The 14,813-nt window shown below is 51.9% G+C and carries 15 protein-coding genes; 8 read left to right on the top strand and 7 right to left on the bottom strand.

The window, feature by feature from the left end; all coding sequences use genetic code 11:
• Positions 1–98: 98 nt before the first annotated feature.
• Entirely contained in the window at positions 99–443 is a 345-nt protein-coding gene (locus ACFSUC_RS00940; protein WP_379927506.1) for a VOC family protein, read from the bottom strand.
• A 306-nt stretch (positions 444–749) separates the two neighbouring features.
• Between ACFSUC_RS00940 and ACFSUC_RS00935 the strand changes: the two genes are divergently transcribed.
• The gene (locus tag ACFSUC_RS00935; RefSeq protein WP_379927505.1) at positions 750–1,244 is read left to right on the top strand and encodes a hypothetical protein; all 495 of its coding nucleotides are present in this window, start codon (positions 750–752) and stop codon (positions 1,242–1,244) included.
• Positions 1,245–1,416: 172 nt separating this feature from the next.
• Entirely contained in the window at positions 1,417–1,773 is a 357-nt protein-coding gene (locus ACFSUC_RS00930) for a hypothetical protein (RefSeq protein ID WP_379927504.1), read from the top strand.
• Positions 1,774–1,925: 152 nt separating this feature from the next.
• On the opposite strand, the gene ACFSUC_RS00925 is transcribed toward ACFSUC_RS00930, so the two are convergent.
• The 4 genes from ACFSUC_RS00925 to ACFSUC_RS00910 form a co-directional block, all read right to left on the bottom strand.
• On the bottom strand, positions 1,926–2,276 hold the full coding sequence (locus tag ACFSUC_RS00925) for a YolD-like family protein (RefSeq protein ID WP_379927503.1): 351 nt from the start codon (positions 2,274–2,276) through the stop codon (positions 1,926–1,928).
• Positions 2,276–3,553 carry a DNA polymerase IV gene (locus ACFSUC_RS00920; RefSeq protein WP_379927650.1) on the bottom strand — a complete coding sequence of 426 codons (1,278 nt, stop codon included), beginning with the start codon at positions 3,551–3,553 and terminating at the stop codon, positions 2,276–2,278. Before ACFSUC_RS00920 ends, ACFSUC_RS00925 begins: the two co-directional genes overlap by 1 nt.
• A 253-nt stretch (positions 3,554–3,806) precedes the next feature.
• Positions 3,807–4,856 carry a sensor histidine kinase gene (locus ACFSUC_RS00915; protein WP_379927502.1) on the bottom strand — a complete coding sequence of 350 codons (1,050 nt, stop codon included), beginning with the start codon at positions 4,854–4,856 and terminating at the stop codon, positions 3,807–3,809.
• The gene (locus tag ACFSUC_RS00910) at positions 4,853–5,554 is read right to left on the bottom strand and encodes a response regulator transcription factor (protein ID WP_379927501.1); all 702 of its coding nucleotides are present in this window, start codon (positions 5,552–5,554) and stop codon (positions 4,853–4,855) included. The genes ACFSUC_RS00915 and ACFSUC_RS00910 overlap by 4 nt, the downstream gene beginning before the upstream one ends.
• A gap of 709 nt (positions 5,555–6,263) precedes the next feature.
• Here ACFSUC_RS00910 and abc-f point away from each other — a divergent pair.
• The 4 genes from abc-f (at position 6,264) to coaD (ending at position 10,370) form a co-directional block, all read left to right on the top strand.
• Positions 6,264–8,030 (top strand): ribosomal protection-like ABC-F family protein, encoded by a 1,767-nt coding sequence (abc-f, locus tag ACFSUC_RS00905; protein WP_379927500.1) that lies wholly within the window; start codon positions 6,264–6,266, stop codon positions 8,028–8,030.
• 115 nt (positions 8,031–8,145) lie between these two features.
• Complete coding sequence (locus ACFSUC_RS00900; protein WP_379927499.1) at positions 8,146–8,865, top strand: thioesterase II family protein; 720 nt, start codon at positions 8,146–8,148, stop codon at positions 8,863–8,865.
• Positions 8,866–9,219: 354 nt separating this feature from the next.
• Entirely contained in the window at positions 9,220–9,828 is a 609-nt protein-coding gene (gene rsmD, locus ACFSUC_RS00895; RefSeq protein ID WP_379927498.1) for a 16S rRNA (guanine(966)-N(2))-methyltransferase RsmD, read from the top strand.
• Complete coding sequence (gene coaD / locus ACFSUC_RS00890; protein ID WP_379927497.1) at positions 9,825–10,370, top strand: pantetheine-phosphate adenylyltransferase; 546 nt, start codon at positions 9,825–9,827, stop codon at positions 10,368–10,370. Before rsmD ends, coaD begins: the two co-directional genes overlap by 4 nt.
• Here coaD and ACFSUC_RS00885 read toward each other — a convergent pair.
• Positions 10,367–11,632 carry a sporulation protein gene (locus ACFSUC_RS00885; protein ID WP_379927496.1) on the bottom strand — a complete coding sequence of 422 codons (1,266 nt, stop codon included), beginning with the start codon at positions 11,630–11,632 and terminating at the stop codon, positions 10,367–10,369. The two genes, coaD and ACFSUC_RS00885, sit on opposite strands and share 4 nt — an antisense overlap.
• Before the next feature lie 93 nt (positions 11,633–11,725).
• On the opposite strand from ACFSUC_RS00885, the gene ACFSUC_RS00880 reads away from it, so the two are divergent.
• Entirely contained in the window at positions 11,726–12,814 is a 1,089-nt protein-coding gene (locus tag ACFSUC_RS00880; protein WP_379927495.1) for a SepM family pheromone-processing serine protease, read from the top strand.
• A gap of 36 nt (positions 12,815–12,850) precedes the next feature.
• On the opposite strand, the gene ACFSUC_RS00875 is transcribed toward ACFSUC_RS00880, so the two are convergent.
• Positions 12,851–14,122: a nucleotidyltransferase gene (locus ACFSUC_RS00875; RefSeq protein ID WP_379927494.1), complete on the bottom strand. Its 1,272-nt coding sequence runs from the start codon at positions 14,120–14,122 to the stop codon at positions 12,851–12,853.
• Positions 14,123–14,275: 153 nt separating this feature from the next.
• Between ACFSUC_RS00875 and ACFSUC_RS00870 the strand changes: the two genes are divergently transcribed.
• Positions 14,276–14,812 carry a YceD family protein gene (locus ACFSUC_RS00870; protein ID WP_379927493.1) on the top strand — a complete coding sequence of 179 codons (537 nt, stop codon included), beginning with the start codon at positions 14,276–14,278 and terminating at the stop codon, positions 14,810–14,812.
• Position 14,813 lies beyond the last annotated feature (1 nt).

Genomic DNA, 14,813 nt, shown 5'->3' with positions numbered 1-14,813 from the left:
GAATGAGCATTGAGGGAGTAAATGTGAAGGTGAGGGGTCGAGTGAGAAGCAGAAGCTTCTTGCTCGACCTTTTCTATTTGCCCAGGGGTAAGGTCTGCTTACGCTTTGGATTGGAGGGTAACGGGCATGCCGTTAGGTGCCGTGAGGTAGTAGATGATTTCTCCATGCTGGGTTACCGGTCCATGAGGGCTCAGACCGTTTTGTCTGGCATGCTCAGCAAAGGCGTTTGCATCGTCTACAATCAACTGGAGCATGGCCCCTGCGGGCATTTGATCACTTTTTTGCCAAAATTCCATCCAGGAATCACCGGCTTTGTAGATGGAGCCCTGAAAAAGCTCCTGTTGATCCCATGCGTTGCCAAGTCCCAGCTGCTTTTCAAAGAACGCCGCCATCTTTTCTTGTTCTTCCACAACGTCCACGTAACGAATGCCAATCAATTTCATGTCCGATTCTCCTTTTGAACGGTTTCCCGTCGTTTGTTATTTGATCTTTTCGCATATCCTGCACTCATTTTCTTTGATCTCATTTTTTTGTCTCATTCTTTTGATCTCATTCTTTTGTCTCATTCTTTTTACTCATTCTCATTATCTTATTTTTGCGTCTCCTCTTTCTCTCTATAGGATTCGACATCTGCGCGTCAGAGTCCTGGACAGGCAGAAAAAGGGGAAACAATGGGCATCCACCCATGCGGGACAGGCGCCTATTCCATATACTGATTGTGTAATTCGATACGAGAAGGGAGTTTCTTCATGAATACGCCGTATGATCCATATGATCTTCATGTCAATACGTATGATGACGGTCGCCAGCAACCGATTCCCGGTTTTCCGCAATTTCCTGGATGGCCTGGTGGCGGTCAGCAGATTCCCGGCTTTCCCGGCGGTCCTTTTGGGCCAGGGGGTCCTCAAAATGGCGGTCAGCCCGGAGGGATTCCAGGTGGCCCGACACAGCCCGGCGGTCCAGGCTCCATTCCACGGCCTCCTCAGCAACTGCTTACTACTTATCAGCAAATGTCGCAAAATCCTGCACAAGCACAAAGCTTTGTTCAGCAGCAACAGCAGCAGGGGGCGCTCTATGCGGTTGGGTGTGAGGGCAGGTGGACGATTATTGTCACGAGAACGTACAATGTGTTCCTGATGTATGTGGTGCGGGCCAACGCCTATGGTCGTACGCAAGGATATATTTATCCGAGCTATACGTTCGCTTCGTTCCCGACCTCTGCCATTGCCGCTTATTACTGCTAGCGTATCTCTTCCTCACACTGCCGGATGTCTCGTCTCCAGTTGCCTCGTTCTCCAGTCGAATGGTTAGCTGATGATGCGCAACGGCCGCATGTATGCACGGTGTCTCCGCTAGGGTTGCCTCGGCAGGATATGGTATGATAACGGGATAGAACGAGAGGCAGGAGGAGACGCCATGAAAGAAACGTTGCTGGTGAAGCATGCGATTGGGGGCAGGACTTTTTTGGATTCCGATCGGGATGGCTTCCCGTATGAGCTGAGGCAGGAAGGGGATCGCTGGCATTTATCAATCCGAATTGGGGATTCCACGCAGATTGAGGACGCGCAGGTAGAGGAACTGCTCGTCTGGAAAAGTGAGCTGAATGTTTTTTTGTTTCAGGAAGACTCGGATCAGCCCGTCCAAAAACGCTGGTTTTATGTGGAGAAAGACGCGGTACATTATGATGCCGAGCAGCAGATACTGGTCATTGAAGCTGCTTCTTCCATTTCGTATACGCCTGATACGTTCGGGCCGTCTTCATCCTCCGTGTAAGCTGCCAGGTACAGGCCGCTTTGCACGGATGCATATGCTTGAAGTAGGGACAGTCAAATGAAGGTGAAGGGAACGTTCTTGAACAGAGCGTCCCCTTTTTTTTTGTTGTCTTCTGGTTTATCTCTTGGTTCATTTCTTGCTTCGTCTTCTGTCTAGCGGTCGAGGTTCACGATCTGCTTGAATGGCACCCAGTGTACGTCTTCGTCATCCTGCACCAGTTTCAACTGCTTCAAGGAAGGATCGAGGGCAGTGATGCGACCGGAAAGGACGCGCGGCTGAAAGGGATCGTACACGGTCAGGGTGATTCGCTCCTGCTGCTGATAAGCTTCGGAGAGATGCGCAGCAAGCTCCTGCTGGTGCTCGGTGGTGAACAGCGGTCTCGGCTGCGGATCACGCTCTCTGCGGTATTGCATAAATTGTTCCTTGTGCTCGGGTAGCATCATTCGGCTGGATTCCCACAGCAGATTGGCTCCTTTGGTCAATTTGTTGACGTTCTTTTTCATTATTTATAATGACCTCCGATCTTGTGGGCGCGTTCCCAGGCCTGACCTGCTTGTGTAGCGGATACGGATCTGACGATGGCGGCCGATCCGTACTTGTCCTTGATCCAGTCCAGTGTCTGATCCAGACTTCGTTCCTTTTCCCGATCCCGAAACAGATCCATCTGATACAGCGCATCGGACTGCAACTGTGAGAGCGTAACGCTGACGCTGCGTACAGGCTGACCGTCCCAATGTTGCTTAAATAAGGCGCAAGCTGCCTGATAGACGTCTTTTCCGTGACAGGTCATATCGGACAGTGTCATTTGACGATAAAATCCGGTTGGCCGTTCGAAGTCGATGCCGCGGCAGCCCACAGAAACGGTCTGTCCAATGAGGCCCTTGCTTCTGGCCCGGCGGCACACTTCCTCGCTCAGTTCAAGTAAAATAACCTGGATCGTCTCGAGGGAATCGTAGTCCCGGGGGAGGGTCATCTGATGACCGACCGCTTTTTGCTGCTGATGGTGGGTGTCTGGCGAGACGGGAGAATAGTCGATGCCATTGGCGGTGAGCCAGATGACTTCTCCGTTGATACCCCAGCGCTGCTTCAGCCGGTGAAGCGGGAACCGGGCCAGTTCACCAATGCTGTGAATGCCGAGACGCTGCAAATGACGGCGCATGCGGCTGCCAATCCCGAACATGCAGCCCACGGGGAGCTTCCACAGGGAGTCCGCAATCTGTTCCTGGGACAGGGTATGGATGCCGTTCTCATTTTTCTTGGCAAAGTTGTCACAGGCCATTTTGGCCAGCACTTTGTTGGGGCCGATGCCGACACGGGCATAGACGCCGGTTTCGGTCTGAATCATTTGCTGGAGTTGCCGCGCGATGTTCTCTGGTTCTCCGAACAGCTTCTGGCTGCCTGTCACATCCATGAACTGCTCATCAATGGAGTAGGGCTCGACGAGATCACTGAAGCGTTCCATAATCTCTGAAATTTGCAGCGAAACTTCGATATAGCGCTGCATGTGAGGGCGAACTACGATCAGCTTGGGGCATTTGCCCATGGCTTCACCCAGCCGCTCAGCTGTCGTAATGCCATATGTTTTGGCAATGGGACAGGCTGCGAGTACGATTCCGGATCTTCGTGCGGGATCTCCTGCGACCACGACAGGCTGATTCCGGTACTCGGGATAGGCCGCTTTCTCTACACTGGCGTAAAAGCTCTGCATGTCGACGAGAAAGATGACACGGCTGCTTGTTTGTTTGGGCAATTCTAGGGATGTTGATGGGCGTGTATGCAAGCCTAACAAGGCAACCACCTCCGGTATAATAAGAACACACGTTCTAGTCTATGTTTATTATAGGGGGAATATACGTTCGATTTCAACCGGAAAGAAAAGTAAAGAAAGAGAATGTACGGTGGATTCACGCGCTAGGTGCATGGCCTGTACAAAAAAGCCAGCGAGTGCCACGCTGGCGTTGAAGAGTTGCCTGATCCTCCCTGATCCTCCTGAGCGATCTGAGTGGGCTTATGTTCATGTGTTTACGATGGATCTACGATGGATCGGGATCACAGGCTATGGGGAGGGTGAGAATGAAACGGCTGCCTTCACCGAGCTGGCTTTCTACCCGAATCGTTCCTCCGTGTCTCTCCATAATGGATTTGCTGATCGCCAGTCCCAGTCCTGCTCCGCCACTGTGACGGTTGCGGGACTTGTCAATTCGGTAAAATCGCTCAAAGATAGGATCAAGCTCTTCCGGTGCCATCCCGGCGCCTTCATCGATAAAGGTACAGGTCACAAAGCCGTTCTCCGCGCCCGCTGTAATACGAATAGCAGCACCAGGCGGGGAATAGGAGATGGCATTTTGCAGCAAGTTGCCCAGCACCCGCTTGATCTCGAAGGGCATCACGGATACAGGAGGGAGCGGGTCTGGCAGCTCAGTGGAGACAGAGAGCTGTTTTTCCTCCAGAAATAGCGACTGGCTTTCCAATGTTTCCACGAGCAAGGCATCGAGTGGATAGGGCTCAGGTTGAAACGGATAGCGGCCTGCATCAAGCCGCGAGAGCTGAAACAAGTCCTCGATCAGCTTGCTCAGGCGAAGCGTTTCCCGATGAATCGTCCGCAAATATTGCTGGGAGGTCTCTTCATCTTCGATCACCCGATCCTGCAAGGCTTCCACATAAGACTGGATCGAGCTGAGGGGAGTGCGCAAATCATGAGAAACGTTGGCGATCAGCTCTTTGCGTGACGTTTCCGAGCTTTGCAGCGTGAGAATGCTGTCTTCGAGCTGGTGCTTCATCTCATTGAATTGCAACGCGAGCTGCTTGAATTCAGAAGGGCCTACGACGGGCACTTCTCCTTCGAAATCTCCCTCGCTCATGTTGCTGCTGGCCTCGCTGATGCTGTGGACGGAATGTACGATGGGACGAATAATGAGCGTATGCACGACGATAGAGATCAGGGCGGCGACAAGGGTGACGGACATCAGCAGTATGACTTCTGACCAGGTGAGCAGCATGAAATGATAAATCACAAACAGACTGATCAGTACAGAAGCGAGGCTGACGATATTGGACAGGAACAAATAGGTGCGCAGCTTCATCCCGATGCGCCGCCCTGAAATTTATATCCAATGCCCCAGACCGTCTTGATCCACGCAGGATGGGACGAATCGGTCTCGATCTTCTCCCGCAGGCGGCGAATATGTACGGTTACGGTCGTGGTGTCCCCGAAATAATCCATATCCCATACCTGGTTCAAGATTTGCGGACGAGAGAATACCTGGCCGGGATGGGAGGCGAGCAGGGTCAGTACATCGAATTCCTTGAGCGTCAGCTCTACGGGTCGGTTGTGAAGAAGAACCGTGCGCTGCTTGAGATCGATACGTAGGCCATCGGAGACAATAAGCTCGCCAGACCGCACAGGAGAAGGAAGGGCCTGGGAAAATCGGCGCAACACAGACTTGACACGGAGTACGAGCTCGCGCGGACTGAATGGCTTGGTCATATAGTCATCGGCGCCAAGTGTGAGTCCCTTGACCCGATCGGCTTCTTCTCCGCGAGCGGTCAGCATAATAATCGGCAAATCCTGTACGTGACGTACTTCTTTGCATACTTCCCAGCCATTTTTGCGCGGCAGCATCAGATCCAGGATCATCAGGTCTGGTGCTTGGGATTTCCATAGTTGCAAGGCCTCGATGCCGTCATGTGCGCAGATCGTACGGTAGCCTTCCCTCTGCAAGTAACGGGCACACACGTCCGTAATGTTGCTTTCATCATCTACAATCAGAATGGTTGTCAAATGTCTTCACCCGCCTTGATTTCGATTCACTTCCTTCTATTGTATCCGATATATGTTACAAAAAGCTTAAAACTCTAAGGAACTCCAAGGAACGCGAGGGATATTCTAAGGAACTTAAGGAACTCTAAGGAATCCTTAGGGAACTGAAAAAGGCGTTCGGTGTAACCTTTAGGGGTGCATCCACAATCCCCAGGGCTCCCTAGTCTCAGACAATGCATGATGTCTTTTAACAGCACCTGCCATGGGATCTACAGCGCTGCAAGCCAGTCAGAAAGCAGCTTGACGTGCAGGAAGAGAATGGCATATGATAAAGGAGAAAGAAATACAAATGAACGGAGGCTTGCTCTCAGGATGATTAATTAGTCACCACATTGAAACGAAACGAAATCATCGAACTAGACATCAAATGAATAAGCGGATAAGAAAAGCTTATTTGATGGGCGCTCTGCTGACGGTGGAGACGATGACGGGATACGTGTGTGTGAACTTCATCCTGCGAAAGCAAGCAAACAAGGTCAGATTCGTCAAGAAACAGGAAAGATGAGATCTCGAGCAGAGATTCAGCATCTGTCTGTTGCCTTGTCATTTTTTTCTGATCCATCGCAGCTCATTTTGAATCACTACTCACTACCCACTGTTCATCCTCTCATTATTCGTCTAAGCCGCAGGTGCCTGTGGCTTTTTTTATTGGCACCAGGGAGGAAACGATATGTACGCGATTCAAGGACAATCCTTGCAGATTGACATAGAGGGAATGGAATGCTTGAAGCAGGTTCAGATAGAAGTGAAGGAAGGGGAGAAGGTCGCGCTGATTGGCCGAAATGGAGTAGGGAAGACGACCCTTCTTCAGGTGCTGCTCGGCAGGAGAGCAGCGGAGGAAGGATACGTGCACCGCGCTGTCCCGCTTGAGGAATGGGGAAGTGTGGAGCAGCACTGGACCGCCATGGAACAGCAGACGGTGCTGGATGCTGTGAAAAACGCCCGACCAGAACTCAAACTTTTGCAGCAGCAGCTGAATGATTGGCAGAACGGGATGGACGGCTACATTGACAGACAACAGCAGTACATGGAGCTGGGCGGCTATGACTGGGAGCTAGCGGTAGAGAAAGCGCTGGTCCAGGTTGGACTGACTTCCGATCATTGGAACCGGAAGCTGGCACAGCTCAGTGGAGGGCAAAAAACGAAGGTACAGCTGGCAACCCTTCTGGTTCGGAAGCCGAAGGTGATGATCATGGATGAGCCGACCAACCATCTGGATCAGGAGACGGTGGAATGGCTGCAGGACTGGATGAAACGATATGAAGGGACTATACTCTACGTCTCCCATGATCGTGCGCTGATCGAGGCCACGGCTGATGCCGTTATTGAACTGACACGGGAGGGCACCAACCGGACAGAGGGAGGTTATACGAAATATCTAGCGCAGAAGGAAGCAGCCAGAAAGAGACAGGCCGCTCTATACAAGCAGCAGCAGGGGGAAAGACAGCAACTGCTGGATAGTATCCGCCGTTATCAGCAATGGTTTCAGAGCGCGGAGGCCAATGCCGGCCGCAATTCGGAGGTCCGAATCACCAAGTCGTATTATGCCGCCAAGGCCAAGAAAAATGTCGCCCGTTTCCATGCGAAACAAAAGGAACTGGAGCGGCTGGAGCATAAAAGAGTAGAGAAGCCGCAGGAGCATGCCGAGATTCAAGTGCGCTGGAAGGATGAGGAACTGAAGAGCAAGGCGTTGATCCGAATGGAGGACATGAGCTTTGCATATCCCCAGGCCGAACCGGATGCACCACGATTGCTGCAAGGCGTTCATCTGACCATCACCCCGCAGGATCGGCTTGCGATTACCGGTCCCAACGGCAGTGGAAAAAGCACGTTGCTCAAGCTGATGACCGGAGAGCTGAGCCCGACAACAGGAAAAGTCATTCGTCATCCGCGCTGTCAGATCGGTTATTTCTCACAGGAACTGGAGCGGCTTGATCCAGAGGAAACCCTGCTGGACAGCTTGCTCAAACTGCCGAATATGACCCAAACGGAAGCCAGAACCATTCTAGGCTGCTTTCTCTTCCCACGCGATGCTGTCTACAAGCAGATCGGCGACCTGAGCATGGGAGAGAAGTGCCGGGCCGCTTTTCTGAGGCTGTATTACAGTGGGGCCCATTTGCTCGTGCTCGACGAGCCAACGAATTATCTGGATATGGAGACGAGGGAACGCATGGAGACCGCATTTTCCTCCTTCCCTGGCGCCGTCGTATTCGTGACGCATGACCGATACATGCGAGATAAGCTGGGCAAGCGCAGGGTGCAGATTGAGAACGGTCAGGTCTTGCTGCGCTCTCTTGATCCCGAGGATGACAAGTCTGAATCAGATTACACCGAGGTTCTTCAGCAACTGGAGGAGCTGTCCGTGATGGGGCAGACGGGTAAGGAAGACATTTGTATAGAGACGCTTGTCAAAAATGAGCAAAAAGGCAGGAAATGAGCAGGTGAATCCAGAAACCATATAGTAGACAGCAAGGAACGGCATCACGAACAGACTGCACAGATTTGAAAACAACAAATGAAAAAGAACGAGACACGGGGAAAAGAGGGACAGAATGAAGAAAATCAAGCTATTGTGCATTCCATATGCAGGAGCATCAAGCGTCATTTATCATCGCTGGCGGACGCAATTTGCCGCTCCCATTGAGATGAAGGCGCTGGAACTGAGAGGACGAGGCTATCGGATGGAAGAGTCGTTGCTGCATTCGATGGATGAGGCTGTCCATGATTTGTATGAGGTCGTCAAAGAAGAAGCGCAGTCTGGTGAGATTGCCTTGTTTGGACATAGCATGGGCGGCTATATGTCGTATCTGATTGCCCTTCGCATGGAGCAGGAAAAGCTTCCGCTCAGACATTTGTTTTTGTCAGGTATGCGAGCGCCTCAGGTACAGCGAGACCAGTCGACGCACACGCTGGAGGAAGAAGCCTTTATAGCCCGTATTCTGGACATGGGCGGAACGCCGAAGGAAGTATTCGCAGATCCGGAACTGAAGGCGATGTTCCTTCCCTTGCTTCGCGCCGATTATCATGTAGTAGACAGCTTCGATCATCATGCCGATCACCCGCAGCTGCAGACTCCGCTGACGATCTTCAACGGCAGTGACGATGAGGCGAAGACGCTGAATACAGAGATTTGGCAAGCGGTCGCAGAGCAGTATGAAATGGTGACATATGAGGGAGATCATTTCTTCCTGAACGAGAAAAAGGATGACATGATTGCCTATATCACCCGCAAGCTACAGACGGGTGCGCCTCAGCGTATGCTGTTTACCTAACATACAGGGACGACACGATGAGGGGATAGAGCAACCAGCATTCGCATCCAGTCCATAAAAAAAGCCGCAGCCTTTTGGCCGCAGCATCGAATGTACCGGTACCTGCCATTACAGCAGGTACCTTTTTCATGGGAGAGGAGAAACCGGATGAAGAGCTTATGGGGAAACGTAAGTCTTCTCCGCGGTTGTCGACGACACCTCTCGGCGCCGCTATCTACAGTATGGACCGATTGAGGAAGTTTATACCTCGTGCTCAAAAAAAATCAGGAGGCGCTTCCGTCATTTGCTTCATCTTCCGAATATGATACGATGAGATGATAATAGCAATGGATTCTACATAAGCAGGTGAAGTCAGTGAGAGTCATATCAGGCACGGCAAGAGGGAAGGCACTGAAGGCGGTGCCCGGTCAATCGACACGCCCAACGACGGACAAGGTCAAGGAAGCGATCTTCAGTATGATCGGCCCTTATTTCGAGGGAGGGATTGTTCTTGATTTGTTTGCCGGTACCGGGGGCTTGGGAATTGAAGCGTTGAGCCGGGGTATGGATCAGGCCATCTTCGTAGATATGGAGAAGAAGAGCGTGGAGACGATCCATGACAATCTGAAGCATACCCGACTGTTTGAGCATGCCGAAGTATATCGCAATGAAGCAGGCAGAGCGATAAAAGCGCTATCAAAAAGAGAGCTGGCCTTTGATCTGATTTTTTTGGACCCGCCCTACAAGCTCAAGAAAATGGATGAATGGCTCATCAAGATGGAAGAAATGGGACTGCTGCATGAACAGACGGTGGTGGTCATTGAGCATGATGCCAATCATCATTACGGGGAGCAGATCGGAGACGGTCTGATCCAGAAGAAACGGGCAGAATATGGGGAAATCGCCGTATCCATCTATACGATGCGAGAGGGGCACGCGCCTGCAGCGAATCCAATCGAACATTCAGGGGAGGAACACATATGAACCAGCAGACAGACCATCAACCCATCGTGCAGGACGCAACGGCATCCAAAGGCCGGATTGCAGTATATCCGGGAAGCTTTGACCCCGTCACCCTCGGTCATCTGGATATGATCCGCCGGGCAGCCGAACAGTTTGACCATGTGGTGGTAGCCGTGCTAAACAATCAGAGCAAACACCCATTATTTACGGTCGAGGAACGGACGGAACTGCTGCGGCAGGTGACGGCGGACTTGCCCAATATTGAGGTGGATCATTTTCATGATTTGCTGGTCAATTACATGCACAAGAAAAAGGCCCGCATTATTATCCGTGGCCTGCGCGCCATTTCTGATTTTGAATATGAGCTGCAATTGGCGACCACCAATTACAAGCTCAATCCGAATATTGAAACCTTCTTTATGATGACCCACCCGCAATACTCGTACTTGAGTTCCAGCATGGTAAAGGAAATCGCCCGATTCAGAGGACCGGTCACCGATCTGGTGCCAAGTGTGGTCGAACAGGCACTGAAGGAAAAGTATGTGGACGAAGCGATGATTTAACCCTGTCGCGAGCGAGAAAGGCGATGACAGAGCCAGCCGATGACAGCCAGCAGTACACAGCTGCTTGCGAGCATACTGACCTGCCATCCCCATAGCTCCCATAGCTGGATGTGAAAGCTGCCCGCTTCTGCAGGAGGGGGGACAGGCCGATCAGAGAGAACGAGAGCGGTAGAAGAACGGTTGACGAAGGCGATCAAAGACGTATAAGGCTTCCACAGCAGCAGGCCAAGGCCGAGAGCCAGCAGGGCTTGCAGCAATTTGAAAAAGAAGAAAAAACGATAGGGCAGACCCGTACCCTGAATGAAGCTGTGTACCTGCGCGTGAAAGGCCAGTCCGCCCCACGCCCAGATGGCGGAGACAAGTGCAAGCTGCCACGCAATAGGCAGGCTGGACGTGACCAGGGAAGCACTGGCCAGATGAGGCTCCAGTGTCCCGGCAAGAATGAGATGAAAACCCGATTGCAGCCATTCGATCTGCTGAACTGACAGCAGGGGAGCCATCCAGGACAGGGAAACCTGTTCCGCTGCTGCAACGATGACGGAGAACAGCATGATGGTGCCGCCGATCATAAACAGCGCCTGAACCGATCGGGTGACAGAATCACCGAGCAAGCGGCCCAGGCTGCGTCCGTCGTCCCTGCGAGCGCACTCCGCTGCATGCAGCATCTGACTCAGCAGAGAAGTGGAACCATTTCCCTTTTCCGGAGCGGACAGAGTGCCGTTTGAAGGAGCGGTGGGACGTGTATAGGAAAAGAGGAGCATGCCCAGGAAGGCCAGGCACTGGATGAGCCACAAGTACCAGCCAAGATGAGGCTGGTTCAGCAGGCCGGTCGCCACGATGCCAAACAGGACGATCGGACTCGCCACATAACTGTAGGCCAGCAGCCGCTTGCCTTCCTCGTGCCCGATCCACCCTTGTTGCTTCAATTCCGCGGTAATCTTGGCTCCGGCCGGATATCCGAGCGACCAGCCAAACGCCATCGCCCAGCCGCTTGTGCCGGACAGACCGAGCAATCGCTTCGTAAGGGGAGAGATGAGTGTTCCCCACGCATGAAACACACCTAGCGCCCCGGCCACTTCTGCCAAAATAAAAAAAGGCAGCAAGGCAGGCATAATAAGCTTCCACCACAGGTTCAGGCCGGACAGGGAAGCCTCGAATGAACGTTCAGGAAAAATGACAATGCTACACACCACAGCCAGCATAGACAGCGAGATCAGGAGCGTGGCGATATGGCTTTTATAGGCTACAGGTATAGAAGACATGGCAGTTGATCACCTCAATCCGGACGTACTTCATATGTACGCGAAAGGCTGTCCATTTATGATGGTGGAATACCATGATAAGGGGGAAGACGATTGCATTCACAACGGAATATGAAACGATTCGGGACGTATGTTATCATCCTGCTCATCGTGATTTACTTGTTCGCATTTATTCAGACGCCTTACGTCATCCTCCAGCCAGGCAGCGTCACGAATGTTGGACAATTGATCCAGGTGGAAGAAGATGAAGCAGCGGATACAGGGAGTTTGAACATGGTGACAGTCTCCCTGGATACAACGGTCAGTATGCTGCAACTGGCCTATGCCTACTTTCATCCGTATCTCGAGCTAAGTGACAAGTCGCGTATCTTTCGAACCGGAGAATCGAAGGAACAATATTTTGAGCGGCAAAGCTATAAAATGTCCAAATCACACAGCGACGCTATAATCGCGGCGTATGAGCAGGCTGGCATCGCGTATGAGTTGGTCACGGAAGAGATTCGAGTGGATGCCGTCATTGAGGGATTCCCTGCGGAAGGGATTCTTCAGGCGGGAGATCGTATTACGGCGCTGGATGGCATTCAGATGAATACCGATGAACAATTGATGGAAGTGATGGGCGGTAAACAGGAAGGGGATCAGGTCGAAGTGACGTACCTGCGTGGGGACGAGGAACAGTCCGCTACGGTTTCCCTTTCGTCCTATCCGGAAGAGGTGCCGGAAGAGGAAAGAGGCATATTGGGGATCAAGCTGTCTTATATTCAGGATGTAAAGCCAAAAGATCCCCGGCATGAAGTCCAGATAGAAGTGGAAGGCGTTGGAGGCCCTTCGGCCGGCATGATGTTTGCGCTGGAAATCTATAACCAACTGACAGCAGGAGACCTGTCCAAAGGCTACCAGATAGTCGGGACGGGCGAGATCAGTGTGGACGGCACCGTGAAAGTGATTGGCGGCATTGAGCACAAAGTGCTGGCTGCTCACCGGGCAGAAGCCGACATCTTCTTTACCCCGACGGATTACTACCCGCCGGAAGGCAGCGGCTATGATCCGGTACTGAATCATCAGGATGCGCTGGAGCGTGCAGAGGATATCGGTACCGAGATGGATATTGTACCGGTAGCGACCCTCCAGGAGGCTATTGAGTATCTGGAGAGTCTTCCACCCAAACAACAGGCCTCCTGATATAATCGCTGACCGATTCAGTAAGATGTGCCACTGTTATTCCTGCAGAGGTGGGGCAAAATAGTCGCGATAGCCTGTCTTCGCCGACTGGGATTCCGGGTAGGCGTGGGCGTAGACGGCGGAGGCCCGAATATCCATCTCCAGCATCGCATTCGACTCGCGTCCGCCTTGCAGGATCACAGGTACACGTGCGGTTTTTTTCATTTCTTTCAGCATGTCCCGGCCTTGTCTGGAAAAACCCAGAATACGCAGGTAGGGGACGCCTTGGGCAAGTAAAGGCGGCGCAAGCGCGTGCTTGTGATGCTGAAGCAAAATACGGAGCAGCATCCGCTGGATTTTCGTCCATGTGTACCGTCGCGTCTTCAGCTTTTCCACAAAGCCCTGCACCGTGTTTCCTTCATAGGACGGAAGCTGTTGCTTGATACGATGCTCCAGCCCTTCGCTGACCTCTTGGAACGTCGAAAGGGCTTCGACCGGCAAGGCGTGAAGCAGATGCATAAGCGGCGAATAAAATCGCTCCCACTCCATCAGCCCGCGTCCTTCTCTCACTTCGCGCTGTAAAATGTCCCATACGAAGGCAGGAAAATAAGCGCGTGCATCAGACCAATTCCCTTGCTGGAGCAGCTTGCGAATAGCCGTGGCACTGGCAATACGGGTGTCGGTGATGGTTTGCTGATGGTAATCCGCTTTCTGCCGTTGAATGGTATAAGGCTGGATGGGACTGGACAGTCGCTGCAGCGCGATTAGATAATGAAGTCCCAGGCTATTGTTCGGCTGGGCCATCCATGCCGCATTTGCAGCGGTCTCGGCAGCTCCTAATGCTGGATCATCCACAGAGGTGAGCGTCTGCTCGGTGAAACAATCGGCTGCGGCTGCGGCGTAGGCGGCCGGATAGGCTATGCCTGCTTTTAGTTGTTGCTGAAGGCGGTGTTGAAAGTGTTCGGGTTCGTTAGCGAGCAGAGAAGCCATCTGTTGCAACGAATCGAGGGAACCATGCTCACTCCCAAAGCAGATCGCGTCAGTGATCCCCGTCGCTTCGAGCGCGGAGACGGCTCCATAGGCAAACCATTCAGCAGGCTGAACCGCAAAAGCGACCGGAAGCTCAATGACAAGGTCAACGCCCATTTTCAGAGCCATCTCGGTGCGTGCCCACTTGCTGACCAACGCTGGCTCACCTCGCTGCAAAAAGTGACCGCTCATCACCGCAATCACTCGCTCGGCTCCGGTTACGTGTTTGGACTGCTGAAAATGGTAGACATGACCGTGATGCAAGGGATTGTATTCAACAATTAAACCGACGGTACGCACGATATGGCATCATCCTTCGCAGATAAGTATTCACATGGGATCTTCTTGCACATTTGATCTTCCTTTTTACTTATGATATCATGCTTCAATTGTTGTTGACAAAAGCCAGCGAATACCGATATAATAAACTTTGTTTGTTTGGGGTGATGCAACATGCCGATCATAGTAAATATGAAAGAATTAGCTGCAAAGCAAACCCCGCTTGAACTGAAAAAATCCCTGCCGCTTCAGCATCTTGCAGAGAAGGACAAGGATATAGTGAAAGCGGAGCCGTTACATATCGATCTGGAAGTGACGGCAAAATCAGGCACCATAACCGTGAAAGGTCCTTGTCATGCACAAGTTGATTTTATATGTGCGCGTACGCTGGTTCAATTTACGGATGAAATTCGCTTCGATTATGAGCAGCAATTTACTACGTATCAAACACAGGTAATGGATGACGAAGAAATGGTATTCATTTCTGAGGACAGTTTTGATCTCGTTCCTTATCTTGAGGAAGCCTTCATGCTCTCCCTGCCTTTTATTCCCGTCTGCAAGGACGTACAGGATAAAGAAGCAGAGCGTTTGCTGGAGAAATACGTCAAAGAAACGGATGAGAACGAAGCGGATACGACAGCAAATTCAGCTCCATCCATTGACCCTCGGCTTGCAGGGCTTAAGAAGTTTTTCGACAACGATAATGACTAAG

Source organism: Marinicrinis sediminis (assembly GCF_042685085.1).
Lineage (GTDB): Bacteria > Bacillota > Bacilli > Paenibacillales > KCTC-33676 > Marinicrinis > Marinicrinis sediminis.
Note: the sequence above shows the minus strand (reverse complement) of the source record. Positions and strands in the feature narration are given on the sequence as shown.

Bases quoted from the DNA above. Each gene is read 5' to 3' on its own strand.
- ACFSUC_RS00940 (WP_379927506.1), bottom strand. From the start codon at position 443: ATGAAATTGATTGGCATTCGTTACGTGGACGTTGTGGAAGAACAAGAA.
- ACFSUC_RS00900 (WP_379927499.1), top strand. From the start codon at position 8,146: ATGAAGAAAATCAAGCTATTGTGCATTCCATATGCAGGAGCATCAAGC.
- coaD (WP_379927497.1), top strand. From the start codon at position 9,825: ATGAACCAGCAGACAGACCATCAACCCATCGTGCAGGACGCAACGGCA.
- ACFSUC_RS00870 (WP_379927493.1), top strand. From the start codon at position 14,276: ATGCCGATCATAGTAAATATGAAAGAATTAGCTGCAAAGCAAACCCCG.
- ACFSUC_RS00935 (WP_379927505.1), top strand. From the start codon at position 750: ATGAATACGCCGTATGATCCATATGATCTTCATGTCAATACGTATGAT.
- ACFSUC_RS00925 (WP_379927503.1), bottom strand. From the start codon at position 2,276: ATGAAAAAGAACGTCAACAAATTGACCAAAGGAGCCAATCTGCTGTGG.
- abc-f (WP_379927500.1), top strand. From the start codon at position 6,264: ATGTACGCGATTCAAGGACAATCCTTGCAGATTGACATAGAGGGAATG.
- ACFSUC_RS00885 (WP_379927496.1), bottom strand. From the start codon at position 11,632: ATGTCTTCTATACCTGTAGCCTATAAAAGCCATATCGCCACGCTCCTG.
- ACFSUC_RS00915 (WP_379927502.1), bottom strand. From the start codon at position 4,856: ATGAAGCTGCGCACCTATTTGTTCCTGTCCAATATCGTCAGCCTCGCT.
- ACFSUC_RS00930 (WP_379927504.1), top strand. From the start codon at position 1,417: ATGAAAGAAACGTTGCTGGTGAAGCATGCGATTGGGGGCAGGACTTTT.